A 19,913-nucleotide genomic window follows, 5' to 3' on the forward strand; every position below is an offset into this window, starting at 1 on the left:
TCACATTTTCACATTAGACTGATTAGAAAAAAGCGCTACAGACGCACTGTTAAGAGCGTTACAGTCTTTTTATTCGAAGCATCTAGCTTCAATAAATATTTTCAGTAAAACGTTTGCCCTACGTTTTTTATTCAGGAGAACACCGTTGAGTAATTGGCAAGTAGACAGTTGGAGAGATAAACCTATTCTTCAGCAACCAGAGTACGACGACAAAGTACGTTTAAAAGAAGTAGAGCAAACATTAAGTTCTTATCCACCGCTTGTATTTGCTGCTGAAGCCCGTGAGCTTAGACGCCAGCTAGGTGAAGTGAGCTTGGGTAAAGGCTTTCTTTTACAAGGCGGCGACTGTGCTGAGTCGTTTGACGAATTTAATGCGCCTAAAATTCGCGATACCTTTAAAGTTATTCTTCAAATGGCCATTGTGCTTACCTTTGCTGGTCGTTGCCCGGTAACTAAGGTTGCCCGTATGGCAGGCCAGTACGCCAAGCCGCGCTCATCAGATTTCGAAACCCGCGGTGGCGTGACTTTGCCAAGCTATCGTGGTGATATCATCAATAACTTCGAATTTACCGAAGCGGCCCGTCGACCAGATCCTGACCGTTTGTTGGAAGCCTACCATCGCAGTGCATCAACACTGAATTTACTTCGCGCGTTCGCACAAGGTGGTTTGGCCGACCTTCATGAAGTTAACCGCTGGAACATGGCGTTCGTTGAAAACAATCCGCTTAAAGAGCGTTATTCTGATATGGCCAACCGTATTCAAGATACCCTTGAGTTTATGGATGTTATTGGTATTAACGCACAAACCAGTTCTACGCTGCACGAGACTTCGCTGTTTACGTCGCATGAAGCATTGCTGTTGAACTATGAGCAGGCGCTAACACGCATCGATACCCTTACCGGCAAGCCTTACGATTGTTCGGCTCACATGGTGTGGATTGGCGAGCGTACCCGTCAACTTGACCATGCGCACGTTGAGTTTTTCCGTGGTATTCACAATCCAATTGGTGTGAAAGTGGGGCCAAGCATGAAAGAAGACGAGCTTATCCGTTTGATTGATGCGCTTAACCCGCTAAACGATCCAGGTCGTTTAACGCTAATTACACGTATGGGCGCCGATAATTTAGCCGACAATTTGCCACGCTTATTGCGTAAAGTGAAAGCTGAAGGCAGACATGTAGTGTGGAGCTCTGACCCGATGCACGGCAACACGTTCTCGGCATCTAGCGGTTATAAAACCCGTAATTTCGATGCGATTTTGAAAGAAATTAAACAGTTCTTCCAAGCGCATGAAGCAGAAGGCACACACGCAGGTGGTATTCACCTAGAAATGACCGGTCAGCACGTAACTGAATGTACGGGTGGTGCTTATAAAATTAGCGATGAAGACTTAGCGCAAGCCTACAAAACGCAATGCGACCCGCGCTTAAATGCTGACCAAGTACTTGAAATGGCATTCTTGGTGGCTGATCATTTGCGTAATGCGTAATATATAGTACCAAACCCTAAACGCACATCGTACTGGTATCAAAAATGGGCAGCGAAATAAACGCTGCCCGTTTTTTACAGCAGTTGTTCTCTTTCTTGCTCGCTCAATATACCCGTGAAAATAGTTTCTCGCCTTAAGTTAGCGGTGCGCTCATCATCGGCTAATAACAGGGCTTTAAATACGTCAGGCTCATTGCGGGCTTCTATAATCCCCTTCCAAAGCAGGTAGCTACCGTAACGCATCATTTTGTTTTGATAACGCATTTCCAAGGTTTGTTCAACTTGTTCAAAAAGTTCGGGATGAGACATCAGCTTGTCTGCTATCGCACTGTGAATAGTTTTAATACGTTGGTTCACGTCATGTCGACGTTGCTTTCTGGGTCTTGCAAACATAAATCTTCTGGCGTTTTTACTATTATTAATAAAATGTATAGGCTTGTTGAAACAGTAATTTCGCAATCTGCGACGTTCTCGCACTTTTTTTACACTATCTCTTAATGTAGCGAGATGGCGTCGTTTGAACGAAAAAGGTAGTTAATCAAGTTCTAGTTTTGAGAGCATGAAGCGAAATAAAATCAATCTTCATTTAACAGGGGTTCTACAACAGACTCTAAACCGTTTAGCTTAATTTCATACATTAAAGCGAGCTGTTCACCAAGCTTGTTTTCTGGAAAGCCTTGCTTGTGAAACCAGACCAAATAAGGTTCAGGTAAATGAAATAGACGTCTTCCAGCGTATTTGCCAAAGGGCATCACTTGGTTAATAGCTGCTTTGATAAGCGTTGGATCCATTTACTGGTTACCTTTGGTCTGGGTATTTTCGTTATGCTCTTCATCTTCACGCTGTTGCGCTTGCCATAGTGCTGCGTATTCACCACCTTGCTCAAGTAAATAAGTGTGTGTCCCTTCCTCTACTATGGTACCGTTTTTGAGTACAAGGATCTTGTCGGCATCTACAATGGTGGACAGTCTATGGGCGATGACTAAGCTGGTGTGTCCCTTAGCAGCGTCGCGAAGGGCCGCTAATATTGCACGTTCTGACGTACTGTCTAACGAGCTGGTGGCTTCATCAAAAATCATGATTGGCGCGCCTTTAAGTAAGGCCCTTGCGATAGATACGCGCTGCTTTTCGCCGCCAGAAAGTTTCAGGCCTCGCTCACCTACCGTTGTGTCTAGCTTTTCAGGTAAGCTTTCTACAAATGCTTCAAGATGCGCTAGTTTGATGACGTGTTTAATGTCTTCATCGCTGGCATCTGGGTTACCGTAGCGAATATTCTCCAGCAAGGTAGTGTTAAACAGTACTGTATCCTGAGGGACAATACCGATATGTGAACGTAGGCTTTGTTGCGTAACCGATGATATGTCTTTGCCATCTATGCTGATGTTGCCCTGTTGAGGCTCATAAAACCGAAAGAGTAGTTTCATCAGCGTTGATTTTCCCGCGCCGCTTTCACCCACTACCGCTACTTTTGAGCCTGGCGGTACATTAAAGCTTAAGCCGTTAAGTATCTGTCGATTATCAGTGTATGCAAAATGAACATTGTTAAATCGCAGTGCGGGGTTCGCACAGGTTAATTCTGTAGCGTCGTGGGCATCTTTTATGGCCGGAGTTTGGGCGAGAAGGTCAAACAACTTATCGATATTCGCAAGGCTCCCTCGAATTTCACGGTACACAAACCCCAAGAAATTTAAGGGCATAAAAATTTGCATGGTGAATGCGTTTATCAATACAAAGTCACCTATGGTCATTTCGCCATTCATGACGCCAAAGGCAGCGTTTGCCATCATAGATGTCATAGCGATAGCGATGATGGCGGCTTGCCCACCGTTTAGTGCAAATAGCGACAAGCGGTTTTTCCTTCGCGCCTTTTCCCATGTTGCTAAATCCGTGTCGTAGCGATTGGCTTCAAACGATTCGTTGTTAAAGTATTTTACGGTTTCAAAATTAAGTAGACTGTCTACAGCTCGGGAGTTAGTGGTTGAATCTGCTTCATTCATTTGTGTGACAAAGCGAGTGCGCCAATCCGTCGCTTTCATCGAAAAACCAATATAGGCCACAACGCTGAGCACAATTATCAGCGCGAAAGATACGCCAAACTGAAATAAGAGCAAGCCGACTACAAGGGCGATCTCTAGCAGGGTAGGGACAATATTAAACACCATAAAACGCATGAGAAAACTAACGCCGTTGGTACCGCGCTCGATATCACGCGACAATCCGCCTGTGCGTCGATTTAAATGAAAGCCCAAGTCTAAGTTGTGCAAATGTTTGAAGACTTTGAGCCCTAGGCGGCGCATGGCACGCTCAGTCACCCTACCAAATAGCGTATCACGCACTTCGCCAAGTAACACATTCAGCAAGCGCAGCGTTCCGTAGGCTACGATCAAACTAATAGGAACCGCCAAAGCTAACGTGGTTACATCGCCATTTAAGCTATCAACAGTGTACTTCAGCACGTAGGGCAGGCCAATACTTGCAAGCTTCGCTGCTACTAGGCACAGCAGGGCTAAAAATACGCGTTGCTTAAACTCGAGAAGATAAGGCCATAGCTGTGAGAGAACGTGCCATTTAACAGGTTCGTCGACATTAGTAGGAAAGCGGTTTTTTCTCATTTTATAATGTGCTTTTTTGTTTGGTTTACTGTATTAAGAGAAGGAAGATTTAGAAAATAATTCGGTGTAAACACTTTTTTAGAATTTGAACAAGCTTGCCCATGCTTATTTATTCTCGCCTTTTGTAATACGTTTTTAAATAGGCTAGAGATTAAATTGGTCTTATTTATAGCAACGAATGTGTTTAATTTTAATTTCACCCCGCGTACACTAAGGTAGTTTAATTTAGTTACCTTGTTATTTACTCAATAATTTGCTGGGTTTTGTAACGTCTAAAAATCTCTGTAGCGATTCATGAAGCAGCAAAGGATTAAGGAGTTGGTTTGTTAGAAGATAGTTTCGGTAGACAGTTTCACTATTTGCGTTTGTCAGTGACCGAAGCGTGTAACTTTCGCTGTCAGTACTGTTTGCCTGACGGGTATGAAGGCCCAACAAGCGATCAGTTTATGACATTAAATGAAATTGATACCTTGCTTCAAGCGTTCGCTAAGCTAGGTACGTCGAAAGTACGTCTAACAGGCGGCGAACCAACGCTGCGAAGAGACTTTCTTGATATTTTACAGCTAACCAGCAATACACCGGGTATAGAGCGTGTAGCGATGACAACACACGGAGCGCGAATGGAAAAGTTTGCGCATCAGTGGAAAGAAGCTGGGTTACATCAAGTAAATGTCAGTATTGACAGTTTAGATCCCCGTCAGTTTGCTGCTATAACAGGACAAGACAAGCTTAAAGCTGTACTGCGAGGGTTAGATGCAGCAATTGATGCCGGCTTAGACGTGAAAGTGAACTCTGTCTTACTCAATGATTTTTCCGATAGCCGCCTACATAGGTTTCTTGCTTGGCTTAAAGATATGCCTGTGACGCTCCGTTTTATTGAGTTAATGGAAACAGGCGATTTAAATCAATTTTTCAATAAGCAACATCAAAGTGGTACGCCGCTAAAGAATACGTTGTTAGAAATGGGCTGGCAGCCTTTGTTACGTAGGAAAGATGCGGGGCCAGCGCAAGAGTTTTACCACCCAGACTATGCTGGTAAAATTGGCTTAATCATGCCCTACAGCAAAGATTTTTGTAAAACCTGTAATCGGCTACGTGTTTCGGCCCCAGGAAAGTTACATCTATGTTTGTTTAGCGAAAATGGGATCGACATGAGACATCTACTTGCTAATGGTAATGTGGATGATGTGGTCGCTTTTTTACAAGATGTGTTGGGTCAAAAGCACGAAACCCATTATCTACATGAAGGAAAAACAGGGGCCACTAAGCACCTAGCTATGCTAGGAGGCTAGCAAACTATTCCTACGTTAAGGGAAGATGTAGGCCAGAATAAAAAGCATCGAATAAGTTTGGTTTGTTGTAAAAATAAGCTATATTCTGCGATGTAAGTATATTAAAAATAATAATGACAAAGGAAGTATATGCATATCAAGGACAGTGCGCGCCTTTCCTACCACTATATCACCGAAAAAGACGCCGACTTTTTATGGGAGCTCGACCAAGACGAGCTTGTTATGAAGTTTATCAACGGTGGTAAGAGGTCTTCAAAAGAAGATATCCGTGATATTTTTGTCCCTCGTTTTCAAGCCTACTCTAACCAAGCACTAGGGTGGGGACTGTGGCGAGTAGAAACGTTAGCTGAAAAAGAAAGCATTGGTTGGATTTTAGTTCGTCCCTTCGGTTTTTTCACACAAAACCCTGAAAGTGACAATATGGAATTAGGGTGGCGTTTTAAGCGCCATACGTGGGGCAAGGGCTACGCAACAGAGGCTGCGGAGTCTGTTAAAGAAGCGCTGTATGATATTGGTGTTGAAAAATTCTCTGCTATTGCAAACCCGCAAAATAGTGCGTCTATCAATATTATGAAAAAGCTGGGAATGACGTTTAGTCACGAGCTTGAGTATAAAGACAAAATCTATCAGGAAACGGTTGTCGTCTACTGCAATTAATTAATCGTGTAAAACAGTGTAGTGTATAACAGACGTTATCATTCGCTTTTTAGAATGCTTTTTACGTTCTCGTAGCGAACATACTGATCTTCAGACAAAGCTGCCGACTCAAGTGTTTCTCTGCATTTTTTGATGGCCGAGAGAGTATTGGGAAGCATAGGCGCGTTTGCTTTTCTGGCCCTTACTATTGCTTGAAGGTAATTAAGCGCGATAGAAGGGTTTTTGGGCATAACTTGAAATGCTTGAGCGAAAGTTGTGTAAGACTGCTCTAAATTACCTCGTTTATACTGTGTAACGGCGGTGTTATTGAGCACTTTAGGGCTGAGTGAAATGGTTTCTTTTTCTTTTTTCTCTTGTTTTAAATAGGTCGCCACGAGATTGAGTTCGTCATTCGCCTCATGGTGCCTTGATGAAATGGCGTCCAAAATTGCTAGAGACTCTTTTTTCATCCCCACTTCGTGAAGGGCTTTTGCTCTATCAAGCAGCGCTTCGGTAGAGTGGTGTTGTGCATGATCGGTATGAAAGTCTGACAAGAGCATCTGTGCCTTTACTGTATCGTCTTTCAAATAGTGGAGGCGTGCGTCGATGACCGTTAGTTCATCGTTCAATAGCGCTTTAGGATGAGCCCTTTTCAACTGCCGCAAGAATTCACTGGTTTGTTTGACTATGCTATTTACGTGCTCGGGCTCAGATGTCATGGCAAAATCAACGCCTGCTCTCGCTGCAGTTAGATAAATATCTGGTTTATCGTGGATTGAGTTTTTTGCGTAGCGCACGACTTTCTTCGCACTGTTAAACTGACTCTCGTAATCGTGAGTGATACGCGCAAGGTTTATTGCGATCTGATGCCTAGGGATGTTCTGAGGAGAAATGTTGCAAGCAAGTGTTGTACATTCAAGAGCATCATCAAACAATGATTGTTTAATCTGAAGTTTGGTGAGTAAGTCGTATGCTTCTAATGCAGAGTCAGGGCGTGTGGCCAGTTGGATGATTTCTCTCTCGGCATCGTCCAGTTCATCGAGTGCAAGCAGACATTTTGCTATCCCCATTTTTGCCCAGCTAAAATCTTGTATGTTGATTATTGATTCAAAGAAGGGAATAGCTTCTTGGAATCTCTCTGTGATAATAAACAAATCACCTTTAATCTTCATTGCAAGAGGAAAGTGCTCGGCATTCTCGGGTTGCAGTAAGAAATACTCAACCTCGGCTAGCGCCTTTTCATAGTCTTGTTTGTCCATGAACGAATAAACATTTTTGAAGGCTTTTTTTCTCGCTAGAACGCGAGAAAGTCGACGGTCTAATTCGTTAACGGAAAATGGCTTGGCAATGAATTCGTCTGGCTGCAGTTCAATGATTGCATGAACAGTATCTGCTGACGTGTCTGCACTAGTGAAGATAAATGCGCTGGTGAGGGGAAGCGAGTGAGACTCATTGAGTTGCTCGAGTAAAAAATAACCGCCTTGTTCCGAGCGTAAATTATAGGAACAAATGATGGCGTCATAAGTGTGTTCTTGTAACGCTGACAGGGCATTAGAGGGCCTATCAACATAGTCCATGTTTCTGAAACCTAGCTGCTCAAGGGCGTAGTGCATGTGGCTTTTAGCCAGCACCTGATCTTCAGCAATTAACAACTTAGTATTTTTAGCTAAGTGCAATTTCATTAAAGGATAGCCTTTAGAACGTTATGGTCATTACCATACCACGTTAATTATCTCTAAAGTATAGCTTGTCAGCGAGCTAACGCACAGTTGAGGTTATTCGTAGCCATATGGCTATTTGAGTATCGTGGCGACTAGGGTGGTTAAGCGCTTGGTGCGATTTTGGAAGTGAAGCTTGGCAGAGCTAAGTAGTAACCAACCGCGCAGCTTGAGTAGCGTGTTTTTCAAGAGGTTTGATTGGTACTGAGTATGAGTTGCTTTGTGAAATTTCGAGATAAAGATAAGGTGAAACTGTCGTTAATAAAAAATATAGATGTTGATTCTAAAAAGACTTGAAAGGGATGGTGGACGCTACTGGGCTTGAACCAGTGACCCTCGCCTTGTAAGGGCGATGCTCTCCCAACTGAGCTAAGCGTCCATCTTTATGATTTCACTGTTTAACCACGGTGAAGAAGTGGTGGACGCTACTGGGCTTGAACCAGTGACCCTCGCCTTGTAAGGGCGATGCTCTCCCAACTGAGCTAAGCGTCCATCTTTATGATTTCACTGTTTAACCACGGTGAAGAAGTGGTGGACGCTACTGGGCTTGAACCAGTGACCCTCGCCTTGTAAGGGCGATGCTCTCCCAACTGAGCTAAGCGTCCATATTTTTGCTTCACTATTTAGCCACCGTGAAGAAGTGGTGGACGCTACTGGGCTTGAACCAGTGACCCTCGCCTTGTAAGGGCGATGCTCTCCCAACTGAGCTAAGCGTCCGTATTTTCTATAACCTTGCCTAAGCAAGTGGGGCGGTATTATAGAGTCGGTTCCGTTAGTGTCAACAATAAAATTAAAGAAAAATGACTGTGTGCCCGAAATTTAGCCACTCTGACCGTATCTTAACTAAATTGATGAAAAGAACAGCGTTTTAAGTGCTCAAAATGCTCAAAATGGACAGACACTTATTCGTGAATGCTCAAAATGGACAGACACTTATTCGTGAAAGTGGATAGTTTAAATTGGACACACACTCATAATTTAGCAAAGTTCAAAGTAAATAGGCACTCGCTTGTCTCATGCAAGGAAGCGCACAAAAAAACAGAAAAGAAAACAGTAAAGGGACAGACACTAGTTCGAATATAGTGTGGACTAGATATCCTTACCTAGATCAAGTCTGCAGCCAGTAATTATGTTATTTCTTCGTATCTACGAAGTCATGCCGGACAGACACTTATATAAAGAAAGTTCAGAAAGTTAAATTGGACACACACTAACTTGTTTTGGACTGAATGTGTCAGTGCCCCCAAAGCACATCTACTTTACTCATTGGACACCCACCCATTAAGTAAACACAGTATCAAAAAAAGTGTCTGTCCCTTTTCTGTTTTTCAAGTAGTAAATGGATATTAGTTGTGCCCATATCAGTTGAAAAAGCTGTTGGATAATTAATAAACGAAAATAAGTGTCTGTCCACTTTCTTATCCATCTATTCTTATCTTACTTTTGAAGTCGCGCGGACACTGGTAGAATGCCCCCAACTTTAGAAATACATTAACAATAGAGAGTGACCATGTCGGTTGTTACACGATTTGCACCCAGCCCAACAGGCTATCTTCACGTTGGCGGCGCACGAACTGCGCTTTATTCTTGGCTTCTTGCTAAAAGCAAAGGCGGCGAGTTTGTTCTTCGCATTGAAGATACAGATATCGAGCGTTCAACAGAAGAAGCTAAGCAGGCCATTCTAGACGGAATGCAATGGCTAGGTTTAACGTGGGATACGGGGCCAATTTATCAAACTGAGCGTTTCGATAGATATAAAGAACTTATTCAGCAGCTTTTGGATGAAGGCAAAGCGTATAAATGCTTTATGAGCTCTGAAGAGTTAGATGCGATTCGTGAAGCGCAAAAAGAACGTGGTGAGAAGCCTCGCTACCCAGGTACGTGGAGAGACAGAACGGATCACCCAGAAGGTCAGCCTTTTGTTATCCGCTTCAAAAACCCTCTAGAAGGCAAAGTGGTAATTAATGATCACGTGCGTGGAAAAATTGAGATTAGCAATACTGAGCTAGACGATCTTATTATTCAGCGCTCTGACGGTACCCCTACTTACAACTTCTGCGTAGTTGTTGATGATTGGGATATGGGTATTACTCACGTAGTTCGTGGTGAAGACCATATTAATAACACGCCACGCCAAATCAATATTCTTGAAGCGCTTGGTGCACCTGTTCCAGAATATGCTCACGTTTCTATGATTTTGGGTGATGACGGCAAGAAGTTATCTAAGCGTCATGGCGCTGTAAGCGTGATGCAATATCGCGATGATGGATTCCTACCGCAAGCTGTGCTTAATTACCTTGTTAGGTTGGGGTGGTCTCACGGTGATCAAGAAATTTTCTCAGTTGATGAAATGATTGAGAAATTCAGCCTTGATGCCATTGGGCAATCTGCATCGGCATTTAACACAGAAAAGCTAATCTGGTTGAATCAACACTACATTAAGACATTACCAGCCAGTGAAGTTGCTTCACATGCTAAATGGCATTTTGAAGAGTTGAATGTTGATTTAACGACAGGCCCAGCACTTGAATCTATAATTGCTATTCAGGCTGATAGAGTAAAAACGCTAAAAGAGTTGGCTGAGATTTCTACTTACTTTTATCAAGACTATGAAGATTTCGATGCGAACGCTGCAAAAAAACATCTTCGTCCAGTCGCTCGCGGCCCACTAGAGCTTGCTAAAGATAAATTAATGGCAATTGAAGAGTGGAACCCAGAAAACATTCAGGCTGCTATAAACAGTACAGCCGAAGAATTGGAAGTGGGCATGGGTAAAGTAGGTATGCCGCTGCGTGTAGCTGTGACAGGTGGTGGTAATTCACCGTCGTTAGATATCACGTTGAATCTTATCTCAAAAGAGAAAATTGGCGAGAGAATCGACAAAGCGCTTACTTTTATAGCAAACAGAGAAAATTCATAAAAAAAGCGTTGACATGACAGGGGCGGATGCCTAGAATGCGCCCCGCTGTCACGGAACAGTCACACAAAATGACTGGTACCATGATGGGGCCATAGCTCAGCTGGGAGAGCGCCTGCATGGCATGCAGGAGGTCGGCGGTTCGATCCCGCCTGGCTCCACCAAGTCACATTGAGATTTGGTTTGATATAGGCTGAAGTTGTTAACGCAGCTTCGGACTGAAAATTCGAAAACTTAGTTTCGAAGAAAGAATTCAGTCCCCTTCGTCTAGAGGCCTAGGACACCGCCCTTTCACGGCGGTAACAGGGGTTCGAATCCCCTAGGGGACGCCATTTTATCGCGTCACAGTCGATTAAAACTGTGAAATAGGCTGGAGTTGATTATTCAACTTCTGACTGAAAGTTTCGGTAAGGAAAAGTCGCTCAGTTCGCTAGCTCACTTTGCCTTACTGAAAATCTCGAAAGCGGTGCTTTCGACAGAAGATTTTCAGTCCCCTTCGTCTAGAGGCCTAGGACACCGCCCTTTCACGGCGGTAACAGGGGTTCGAATCCCCTAGGGGACGCCATTTTATCGCGTCACAGTCGATTAAAACTGTGAAATAGGCTGGAGTTGACTCTTCAACTTCTGACTGAAAGTTTCGGTAAGGAATAAGATTGTTTATTTCATTCTTAAGCTTACAGAAATTTAGTGAAGTGTGTCTTCACTGGCAAAATTTCAGTCCCCTTCGTCTAGAGGCCTAGGACACCGCCCTTTCACGGCGGTAACAGGGGTTCGAATCCCCTAGGGGACGCCATATCGAAAAAACCAGCCATTCGGCTGGTTTTTTTGTTTTTGTCTCCGGAAGCTCTGTGGACAGACACTTCTATACTCCCTCAACCACCAGCCGCATTTAATTGCCAATGGACAGTCACTTACATTTTCTTCCTTAACAAATAACTATCCAAGTGTAACTAACTCAACCTTTCATGCTTATTCTAGGGAACTAATCCTTTGCAAAGCTAAGCCAACATACAGTTGAACAACTAACTTTTTAGGATACGAAGCGTAAAGATCTTATGGCACAACTGTCGATTAATCTCTTGTAGAGTAGATACGTTAGCTTGCTGAGCTGTTATGATCTTTTAAATACAAAAGAGGTGTTATATGCAGAATTATCCAATTGGAACTCCGGGTGAGCCTTGGAACGAGAAAGAGAAATCGCAGTGGAAATCTCAACAGACTGTGAAAAGAAGTTACCAAGAAGAAGTACTCGATAAACTTTTCAATATTATTCCTGAAGGCTTTGAACTAAAGCAGTATGGTTCTCTCCCATACGATTCTGAACGCTATCCGTTATATGCAGTAGTTCCAAATAACTTTGATACTAAAAAGCCTACAGCGCTTGTTACGGGTGGAGTTCACGGTTATGAAACGAGTGGAGTGCAGGGTGCACTTCAGTTTATTAACACAAAGCTGTCTCAGTACGCAGAGCAAATAAACATTGTAGTTGTGCCATGTGTAAGCCCTTGGGGTTACGAGACGATAAATCGATGGAATCCAATGGCACTAGATCCAAATCGCTCGTTTTACAGCGACTCTCCGGCACCAGAATCCGCTCAGCTTATGCAGTTAGTGTCTGATCTAGCGTTGTCGTTAACGCTTCATATCGATTTACACGAAACTACCGATACAGATAACACTGAATTCAGACCTGCGCTGGCCGCACGGGATGGCGTAACCCATGATAATTGGAATATACCTGACGGTTTCTATACGGTCGCAAACACGCCAAATCCACAAATAGAGTTTCAAAAAGCTGTAATCGATGCGGTGAAGAAAGTGACGCATATCGCTCCTGCAGACGAGAGCGGCAAGATTATTGGAGCAGATGTAGTGAGTGAAGGTGTTGTCTGCTATGACAAAAAGGCTTTGTATTTATGTGGCGGTATGACAGATGCCAAATACGTTACAACAACGGAAGTTTATCCCGATAGTGATAACGCGACACCTGAAAACTGTAACGACGCTCAGGTCGCTGCCATCTGCGCAGCACTCGATTATTCTAAATGGACGCTTGAACGTTTAGACGTCTAGATGTATATTTAAGCCTCTTTCAAAGGAGGCTTTTTGTGTTCACTTATTCTGCGGTTATTTATGACGGTAAAAAACAAAATTTAGTGCGATATGAATGTGGGACAGACACTGAGTTTGCTTCATACCTTGAATCGCGTTTTGGTTGCCATGTTTGTTTATGGTCAAATAAAGAACTGTCGGAAAACACAATGGCAGCTATTGCTGCTTCGCATGCTCAAAGTAAAAATGAAGGTTTAGATAAAACAGAAGCTTTATGAACTCAACATCTCCGTGTATCGCCTTGTGTAAATTGAATGAAGATGAAATTTGCGTTGGATGCAAACGTACTATTGATGAAATCGTAAAATGGCGGACATACACCGATAACCAAAAGCTGGCCGTTATAGCTCGTCTAGAGAGCATAAGGAAGGATACTACTTCCCAATAGTATGATAATGAAAAACTATAAGTTGACGTTGTAATTCAAATAAGAAACCGCTTTATAACAGCCCTTTTTTTAGTGGACAGACACTCAAGCTTTAACTCAGCACTTTAGCCGAAAATCCCCACGACTTAGATAGTTTCGTAGATAGACACTTACTCATCAATAGCACAATCCATTCAACAGTGTTCTTAGTCCAATAAAACGGTCCAATAAAACGGACAGTCACAAAGTTGATAAACTGAGCCCCAAATCCTGGCTGAAATTAACGCTTTTTGCTACACTCCCGCGCCAATTTTATGTTCTAGTAACACGAGACGTTTATAATGAAAGTAATGCTTGCCCCTATGGAGGGCGTTGTCGATCACTTAATGAGAGATATGCTCACTCGAGTTGGTGGCTTCGACCAGTGTGTTACTGAGTTCGTAAGAGTTGTTGATCAAAAACTGCCGAAGAAAACGTTTTATAGACTTTGCCCGGAGCTACACAACGGTGGCAAAACGCCCTCAGGCGTACCAGTAAGAGTTCAATTGCTAGGGCAACATCCACAATGGCTCGCAGAGAATGCACAAACTGCAATAGAGCTGGGCTCCCCAGGAGTTGATCTGAACTTCGGTTGCCCTGCTAAGACCGTCAACAAAAGTAAGGGCGGGGCTGTGTTGTTGAAAGAGACGCAAACCCTTTACGATATTGTGAAAGCGGTTAGGGAGGCCGTTCCTGTTGATATCCCGGTTTCAGCCAAAATAAGACTGGGCTTTGAGGATAAGTCTTTAGCTATCGAAAACGCTATCGCTATTACTGAAGCAGGAGCCTCTGAGCTCGTTGTTCATGCAAGAACAAAAACGGAAGGCTATAAGCCACCGGCTTACTGGGAGTGGATAGCGAAAATTAAGCAGCACACTGATATTCCCATTGTAGCAAATGGCGAAATTTGGAACGCTGACGATGCTAAGCGCTGTCAAAGCCAATCAGAGTGTACCAATCTAATGATAGGACGAGGTGCATTGGCAATGCCTAATTTGGCGCTGAGTATTAAAGAGGGCGTAGCACCTATGCCATGGTCTGAACTGGCTGCGTTGTTGATACAGTACTCTGGCTACGAAATTTTTGGGGACAAGGGTAAATATTACCCCAACCGAATTAAGCAATGGTGCGGCTATCTGAAAAGACAATACCCTGAAGCTGAAATACTGTTTAATGACATAAGACGTCTCACGAACTCTCAAGACATCGTCGACGTCCTTGCTCGTCAAGCGGATATTTAGCCAAATAATGTCGTTACGTTACCGACTCAAGATAAATATTTCTGAGCATTAGAAACATTGGGGCGACATGCTCTTTGACAACACTTAGCAAAATTCTCCATCATTTCTGGGCAGCCAACAGGGCCGGTAAAGAGGGTTTCGAAGTTACTGGTCACTAATTGCCAGTTTTCTTTTGTCATCCCAAGTTTATTGAGCAACTTGTTTGGAAGCTTAGGAACTCTGCAGGCGTTGCTATTCCGCTCTACGTTCAACGTATCAGTAATAAGCTGCAAGTAATCTGTAAAAGCAAAAGGCAAACTCTCAGCTAGCTTTTTCTCACTGTCATTAAAGGGCATCAAAAACTTAGGTATTTTGTTCGAGCGCTTAGCATTTAAGCGGTATTGAATACTGGTGTAATGGGAGTTGCTGAGTGTCTTCGCTATTTTCGCCCTAATGGGGTTCAAATCAACATACGCCATTACACTTGCTAGCGCTTTTTCATCTAATATTGCTTGAGATCTAAACCTTCTTTCCCAGAAATAGCCTTTACACTCATCTTCTTTATTAGCTTTGCGCGCTATGTATTCATTTAACATGCGCATAAACCAGCTTATGCTTTGAAGTCGCTCTCGATATAAGACAGATAGCGACTTCAATTCTTCCCGCTCTTCTGCTGTTACTGAATCGAAGTTTTCTAGGTATCGCTGTACTAGGGGAGGGCATTTGTAAAACATTCTCCATCTAAGCAATACTTCGTCCATAGTCCAACCATCAGCTCTACCCTTCGCTATATGGAGTACAACATGAATATGGTTATGCATTACAGCGTAAGCGCATAAATCAATGGCAAATGCTTGCGATAGCTTGTGAAGTCTATCTTGAATCCATTTTCTCCTATGTTCGTAATTTATGCCTGTGCGTGAATCACGACCACACAAATAAGATTGCCTTACGCAGCGCGAAATACAATGGTAGTAAGGGGTGACATCGGTGTTAATTTGTTTGTAACGAGGTAAAGGCATATCCGTATCCCATAGCTATTTATAAGTATTATGAGATTTATAGCGCTAATTTTAAGTGGTCTTTGGAACAGTTTTGTTGGTGTTAGCGATTAGTTGACTCCAAAAAGGACTTCCTGGATTATTTTGTCGAACGGAAGTTATGTATTAGTTGAGAAGGATGGTTATGGACAGACACTTAAATTTAATAGTGTGTGAGAAAAAGGACAGACACTCTTTGGCTAGCAAGTGTCTATCCTTTCATATTCAACTTCCAAGCAAACTAAACGTGGACAAAAACAAGTGTCTGCCCTTTATGAGCCTTTTTAGGAGAGCTATACAAATACATCCACTCTTGAACCTACTCGTCCATCATTAGTATTTGATGTCTGCTGCGTACTTTGAGGCTGAGCCTCGCGACTTTCTTGCACACTACGTGACTCCGCTTGCTGAGATGGTCGCTCAGGCGATTCCAAAATAGTGGAAACAGGTGTCGAATTAACAGATGAAATATCCATAAACAAACCTCTTATTGAAGCAAATTATCATTTAAAGGTAGCACATTTATTGAGCATTAAGAATTAAACTTCTTAAGTGTCTGTCCATTAAGTTAGCGATCAACGGCTGTGCCTCAGCATTTGGATGAATACCATCGTTTTGCATTAAGTCCTTATTTAGCGCTATGTCTTCAAGAAAAAAGGGAATCTTTTCAACGTCCTGAGCTTCCGCTACTTTATTGTAGTTCTGAGTAAACATTTGGGTGTAGCGCTTACCGTAATTAGAAGGAATTTGCATTTCTTGCAGAAACACGACGGCATTACTCTCCTTCGCAACACTTACCAGCGAATCTAAATTATCCCTAATCTTACCGATATTATGGCCCTGGAGGCCGTCATTACCGCCCAGTTCAATCAATACATGGGTAGGGTTGTGTTGCTCTAATAAACGGGGAAATCGCGCTAAACCACCGTCAGTGGTCTCTCCGCTTACCGCAGCATTTATAATATCAATCGGAATGTTGTCGTCTTGCCACATCTTTTGTAACAAACTGACCCATCCCTCATGTTGCTGTAATCCATAAGCCGCGGATAAACTGTCACCTAAGATAAGTAAAACCGCATTTTCGCTTGTGTCGCTCTGCTTGGCTTGATCTGATAGCGCTTGAAAGGGTATTAAAAGAATAAGTAAAAAAGCAAACAAATAACGAAATTTAACAAACACGAATTGATGACCTCTTATGATAAAAGCTAATGCTGTAACCAAAGTAGTGGATACGAGTGAAGGTTCACTGCAGATCCTTCGTCCTATTTCTTTTGAAGTCAAGTCTGGTGAGTCCGTTGCCATTATTGGCGCGTCAGGCTCGGGTAAGTCAACCCTTTTGGGCTTGTTAGCTGGGCTTGACCAAGTTACAGAAGGGGAAATTTTCTTAGATGGTGAGGCACTTCACAGTATGGATGAAGAAGAGCGCGCAATTTTAAGAGGAAATAAAGTAGGCTTCATTTTCCAAAGCTTTATGTTAGTTCAAAGCTTAACAGCCTTGGAAAACGTGATGCTACCGGCAGAAATTGCAGGGCTTGATAACCCAAAGGCACTAGCTTTGGATATTCTAGAGCAAGTCGGATTAAAGCATCGCGCACATCACTTCCCTAATCAGTTGTCCGGGGGCGAGCAACAGCGCGTTGCCATAGCGCGAGCATTTATTACCTCTCCCAAAATACTTTTCGCCGATGAGCCTACCGGCAACCTAGACGCCAAAAATAGTGAAAAAATCGAAGCGCTGTTGTTCGAGATGAATAGAGAAAAAGGCACAACTCTCGTACTTGTAACTCATGATAACGAGCTAGCGGAACATTGTGACAGGCAACTCACTATGAATGCTGGCGAATTAGTTGAAACAACTGGCGCGAACACAATGAATAAGAAAGAGGCGGTTTAGATGTCGACGTCTTTTAATTTAGCTTGGCGGCTTTTTAAGCATGAGGCTAGGCGCGGCGAACTTACCATTATATTGCTGGCTATTGTGTTATCTGTAGCAGCCGTGTTGTCGCTGTCGCTTTTTAGTGAGCGCTTGCAAAGTGCACTTAAGTCTCGCTCTGCTGCGTTTATTGCAGCAGATGCTCAGCTTCGCTCAGACGATCCTATAAACGAAGATTGGTTAGCTAGAGCCCAAGAAGAGGGCCTTGCGACGGCAAAACAGGTGGCAACACGTTCAATGGTGTTTAAAGGCGACGAGATGTCGCTTGTCGATTTGCGAGCAGTGAACAACGCTTATCCCCTTAAAGGGACAGTCAATATCACCAATCAGCCTTTCGGAGAAAAACGCGCAACCGCAGCATTACCACAGCCGGGTGAAGCCTGGGTACAGTCTCGGCTTTTCCAGAGTTTAGGGCTTTCTATTGGCGATAATATCGAAATTGGCGATGGCACTTTTACCGTAACGCATGTGTTGGTAGATATTCCAGATGCAGGCTTCAGCGTATTTAACACCGACCCAATCGCACTAATCAATTTAAGAGATTTAGATAAAACCTCCATTACTGGTCCGGGAAGTCGCGCTCGTTATGTTGGCTTTTTTGCGGGCGACACAGGTGATATCGAAAGTTTCAACAATTGGTTATTGCCTCAATTAAATGACGACTTACACTCGTGGCGGACAGTCGAAGATGACGAGTCAGCTATAGGGCGTTCTGTCGCAAGTGCTGAGCGCTATTTTTTGTTGGCAAGTTTGTTAGCAATAGTATTAGCGGCCGTTTCCATTGCCGTTGCTGCTCAGCGTTATGCTCAGCGTCATTTTGACCCCGTGGCAATAATGAAGACCCTAGGTGCAACAAGTAGCACAATCCGAAAAGTGTACTTGTTTCAAATCTTATTTATTACCGCACTTGGTATTTTAATTGGTCTCATTATTGGTTTTATCGGTCAGCAAATGGTGGTTTCTCTGGTAGCTGATAGAGTGGATGTGTCTCTTGACGTATGGCATTGGCGCCCGCTTTTAATTGCCGTTGCTACGGGTGCTACATGCGCTTTGCTCTTTTCTTTGTATCCTCTATTACAGTTATTTTCAGTACCCCCGCTTCGCGTATTGAGAAAAGATATCTCGGCGAATCTACGTTCCAGAAGCATTCAGTTTGTCGCTTCTGGCGGCGCGATATTCTTATTGATGTGGATGTACAGCCGCGACCTCAAAATTAGCGCAATTTTATTCGTGTCTGGTGCAGCGCTTGTTCTTGGGCTACTTGGAGCAACGTATATATTGATAGCTATTGGCCGCAAGCTGGGCAGTGGCAGAATGGGGGCGTGGCAGTTGGCATGGGCTCGTATCAAGCGCCGTGCGATGGACAACAGTGTGCAGCTAATTAGCTTTTCCGTCACCATTATGTTGCTTTTAGTGGTGCTGGTAATGCGCAACGATATGGTTTCGCAATGGCGCTCGCAATTGCCCGAAGGTACACCGAATTACTTCTTAATTAACATTACGCCGGATATTCAACCCGAGTTGGACAGACACTTCGCTGACAATGGCGTAAAGATTGAAGAGTTTTATCCTGTCATTCGAGGCCGATTTGTTTCGGTAAATGGAGAAGGGGTAAATACCGAGGTTTCTAAAGAAGATGAGCCGAATCGAGAAGGCCGAAGAGGTTTAGGCAGAGAAGCAAACCTGACGTGGAGTAATTCGTTACAAAAAGAAAACGAGATTATTGAAGGGAATTGGCATGGAAATGTGGAGACACAATACAGCGAAGGGTGGTTCCCAGTTTCTGTTGAAGAAGGTGTTGCTGAAAGATTAAATATTGAAATGGGTGATAGGCTTACTTTTAATGTGGGAAGCGAAATTGTTGAAACGAAAGTAACGAGTATTCGTACCGTTAACTGGCAGACCATGCAGCCCAATTTCTTTTTTGTTATTCATCCAGACGCGATGGCTGCGTTTAGCCCAACGTATATCACTAGTTTTTATCTGCCCACTGATAGGAAGGCTGAGTTAACGAACCTATTAAAGCCGTTTGCGTCGATCACAATGTTTGATGTAGACGCTCGAATAAACCAGCTTCGAGAGATTGTGGACCAGGTTTCTGTCGCCGTTGAATTTATTTTGGTACTGGTTTTAATGGCGGGAAGTCTAGTATTGATTGCTCAGGTACAGGCGAGTATGGATGAACGTAAACAGGAAATAGCCATACTTCGCACACTTGGTGCTAAGGGTGGTTTAATAAGGAAAAGCGTGATTTTCGAGTTTGTTATTATTGGTGTAGTCGCAGGCTTCATGGCTGCTATGGCCAACGAATTAAGTCTGTACTTACTGCAAACCACAGTTTTTCAAATGGAAGCGAGTTTGCATCCTGAGTACTGGGCTATAGCACCGAGCGTCGGCGCCATTGTTGTGGGCATACTAGGAGCGTTTGGTTGCTATCGACTGCTTACACTTAATACTGGTCAGATGCTAAGAAATATGGTTTGAGTCTACATTTATGGTTTGGACAGTCACTTTATTAAATAAAGTAAGGCGAGTGGAC

Annotated in this window: 17 protein-coding genes and 8 tRNA genes; 14 read left to right on the forward strand and 11 right to left on the reverse strand. The window is 43.4% G+C overall.

All coding sequences use genetic code 11. The annotated features are described in order from the left end of the window. The first annotated feature begins 145 nt into the window (after nucleotides 1-145). Nucleotides 146-1,489, forward strand: coding sequence for a class II 3-deoxy-7-phosphoheptulonate synthase (locus tag ACXAFM_RS15740; RefSeq protein ID WP_474835177.1), 1,344 nt, complete (start codon nucleotides 146-148; stop codon nucleotides 1,487-1,489). 74 nt (nucleotides 1,490-1,563) lie between these two features. Here the strand turns inward: ACXAFM_RS15740 and ACXAFM_RS15745 are convergent, their stop codons facing one another. The 3 genes from ACXAFM_RS15745 to ACXAFM_RS15755 all read right to left on the reverse strand — a co-directional run bounded on the left by ACXAFM_RS15745 (nucleotide 1,564) and on the right by ACXAFM_RS15755 (nucleotide 4,100). Continuing rightward, nucleotides 1,564-1,881 carry a hypothetical protein gene (locus ACXAFM_RS15745; RefSeq protein WP_474835178.1) on the reverse strand — a complete coding sequence of 106 codons (318 nt, stop codon included), beginning with the start codon at nucleotides 1,879-1,881 and terminating at the stop codon, nucleotides 1,564-1,566. A 182-nt stretch (nucleotides 1,882-2,063) separates the two neighbouring features. Next, the gene (locus ACXAFM_RS15750; protein ID WP_136781007.1) at nucleotides 2,064-2,279 is read right to left on the reverse strand and encodes a DUF3820 family protein; all 216 of its coding nucleotides are present in this window, start codon (nucleotides 2,277-2,279) and stop codon (nucleotides 2,064-2,066) included. After that, nucleotides 2,280-4,100, reverse strand: coding sequence for an ABCB family ABC transporter ATP-binding protein/permease (locus ACXAFM_RS15755; protein ID WP_474835180.1), 1,821 nt, complete (start codon nucleotides 4,098-4,100; stop codon nucleotides 2,280-2,282). It lies immediately after the preceding gene. A 323-nt stretch (nucleotides 4,101-4,423) separates the two neighbouring features. On the opposite strand from ACXAFM_RS15755, the gene moaA reads away from it, so the two are divergent. Together moaA and ACXAFM_RS15765 are read left to right on the forward strand one after the other, a co-directional pair. After that, complete coding sequence (moaA, locus tag ACXAFM_RS15760; protein ID WP_474830745.1) at nucleotides 4,424-5,392, forward strand: GTP 3',8-cyclase MoaA; 969 nt, start codon at nucleotides 4,424-4,426, stop codon at nucleotides 5,390-5,392. A gap of 129 nt (nucleotides 5,393-5,521) precedes the next feature. Next, the gene (locus tag ACXAFM_RS15765; protein ID WP_474835182.1) at nucleotides 5,522-6,049 is read left to right on the forward strand and encodes a GNAT family N-acetyltransferase; all 528 of its coding nucleotides are present in this window, start codon (nucleotides 5,522-5,524) and stop codon (nucleotides 6,047-6,049) included. Nucleotides 6,050-6,087: 38 nt separating this feature from the next. Here the strand turns inward: ACXAFM_RS15765 and ACXAFM_RS15770 are convergent, their stop codons facing one another. The 5 genes from ACXAFM_RS15770 to ACXAFM_RS15790 all read right to left on the reverse strand — a co-directional run bounded on the left by ACXAFM_RS15770 (nucleotide 6,088) and on the right by ACXAFM_RS15790 (nucleotide 8,463). Continuing rightward, nucleotides 6,088-7,710, reverse strand: a complete 1,623-nt coding sequence (locus ACXAFM_RS15770) for a response regulator (protein ID WP_474835184.1) — start codon at nucleotides 7,708-7,710, stop codon at nucleotides 6,088-6,090. A 339-nt stretch (nucleotides 7,711-8,049) separates the two neighbouring features. Then, nucleotides 8,050-8,125, reverse strand: a tRNA-Val gene (locus ACXAFM_RS15775). Nucleotides 8,126-8,162: 37 nt separating this feature from the next. Further along, nucleotides 8,163-8,238 (reverse strand) — tRNA-Val (locus tag ACXAFM_RS15780). Between the two features lie 37 nt (nucleotides 8,239-8,275). After that, a tRNA-Val gene (locus ACXAFM_RS15785) sits at nucleotides 8,276-8,351 on the reverse strand. A gap of 36 nt (nucleotides 8,352-8,387) precedes the next feature. Continuing rightward, nucleotides 8,388-8,463, reverse strand: a tRNA-Val gene (locus tag ACXAFM_RS15790). 793 nt (nucleotides 8,464-9,256) lie between these two features. Between ACXAFM_RS15790 and gltX the strand changes: the two genes are divergently transcribed. From gltX to dusC, 9 genes are all read left to right on the forward strand, one after another. Beyond that, complete coding sequence (gene gltX, locus ACXAFM_RS15795; protein ID WP_014948924.1) at nucleotides 9,257-10,666, forward strand: glutamate--tRNA ligase; 1,410 nt, start codon at nucleotides 9,257-9,259, stop codon at nucleotides 10,664-10,666. Nucleotides 10,667-10,751: 85 nt separating this feature from the next. Further along, nucleotides 10,752-10,827 (forward strand) — tRNA-Ala (locus ACXAFM_RS15800). A gap of 92 nt (nucleotides 10,828-10,919) precedes the next feature. Then, nucleotides 10,920-10,995 (forward strand) — tRNA-Glu (locus tag ACXAFM_RS15805). Between the two features lie 157 nt (nucleotides 10,996-11,152). Then, nucleotides 11,153-11,228: transfer RNA gene (locus ACXAFM_RS15810), tRNA-Glu, on the forward strand. A gap of 152 nt (nucleotides 11,229-11,380) precedes the next feature. Then, nucleotides 11,381-11,456, forward strand: a tRNA-Glu gene (locus ACXAFM_RS15815). A gap of 350 nt (nucleotides 11,457-11,806) precedes the next feature. Then, nucleotides 11,807-12,736: a M14 family metallopeptidase gene (locus ACXAFM_RS15820; RefSeq protein WP_474830751.1), complete on the forward strand. Its 930-nt coding sequence runs from the start codon at nucleotides 11,807-11,809 to the stop codon at nucleotides 12,734-12,736. 35 nt (nucleotides 12,737-12,771) lie between these two features. Next, the gene (locus ACXAFM_RS15825) at nucleotides 12,772-12,993 is read left to right on the forward strand and encodes a hypothetical protein (protein ID WP_025254684.1); all 222 of its coding nucleotides are present in this window, start codon (nucleotides 12,772-12,774) and stop codon (nucleotides 12,991-12,993) included. Continuing rightward, nucleotides 12,990-13,163: a DUF1289 domain-containing protein gene (locus ACXAFM_RS15830; RefSeq protein ID WP_474830753.1), complete on the forward strand. Its 174-nt coding sequence runs from the start codon at nucleotides 12,990-12,992 to the stop codon at nucleotides 13,161-13,163. Before ACXAFM_RS15825 ends, ACXAFM_RS15830 begins: the two co-directional genes overlap by 4 nt. A 320-nt stretch (nucleotides 13,164-13,483) precedes the next feature. Further along, nucleotides 13,484-14,422: a tRNA dihydrouridine(16) synthase DusC gene (gene dusC, locus ACXAFM_RS15835; protein ID WP_474830755.1), complete on the forward strand. Its 939-nt coding sequence runs from the start codon at nucleotides 13,484-13,486 to the stop codon at nucleotides 14,420-14,422. 26 nt (nucleotides 14,423-14,448) lie between these two features. Here the strand turns inward: dusC and ACXAFM_RS15840 are convergent, their stop codons facing one another. From ACXAFM_RS15840 to ACXAFM_RS15850, 3 genes are all read right to left on the reverse strand, one after another. After that, the gene (locus tag ACXAFM_RS15840) at nucleotides 14,449-15,423 is read right to left on the reverse strand and encodes a transposase (protein WP_474830757.1); all 975 of its coding nucleotides are present in this window, start codon (nucleotides 15,421-15,423) and stop codon (nucleotides 14,449-14,451) included. Between the two features lie 311 nt (nucleotides 15,424-15,734). Then, a complete protein-coding gene (locus tag ACXAFM_RS15845) occupies nucleotides 15,735-15,917 on the reverse strand; it encodes a hypothetical protein (protein ID WP_474830759.1) in 183 nt (60 codons plus the stop codon). A gap of 46 nt (nucleotides 15,918-15,963) precedes the next feature. Next, on the reverse strand, nucleotides 15,964-16,620 hold the full coding sequence (locus tag ACXAFM_RS15850; protein ID WP_474830761.1) for an arylesterase: 657 nt from the start codon (nucleotides 16,618-16,620) through the stop codon (nucleotides 15,964-15,966). Between the two features lie 16 nt (nucleotides 16,621-16,636). On the opposite strand from ACXAFM_RS15850, the gene ACXAFM_RS15855 reads away from it, so the two are divergent. Then, on the forward strand, nucleotides 16,637-17,335 hold the full coding sequence (locus ACXAFM_RS15855; protein WP_474830764.1) for an ABC transporter ATP-binding protein: 699 nt from the start codon (nucleotides 16,637-16,639) through the stop codon (nucleotides 17,333-17,335). Next, entirely contained in the window at nucleotides 17,336-19,858 is a 2,523-nt protein-coding gene (locus tag ACXAFM_RS15860; protein WP_474830766.1) for an ABC transporter permease, read from the forward strand. The last annotated feature ends 55 nt before the right edge of the window (nucleotides 19,859-19,913 follow it).

The sequence above is a fragment of the Alteromonas sp. ABD4_190 genome, from assembly GCF_056160105.1.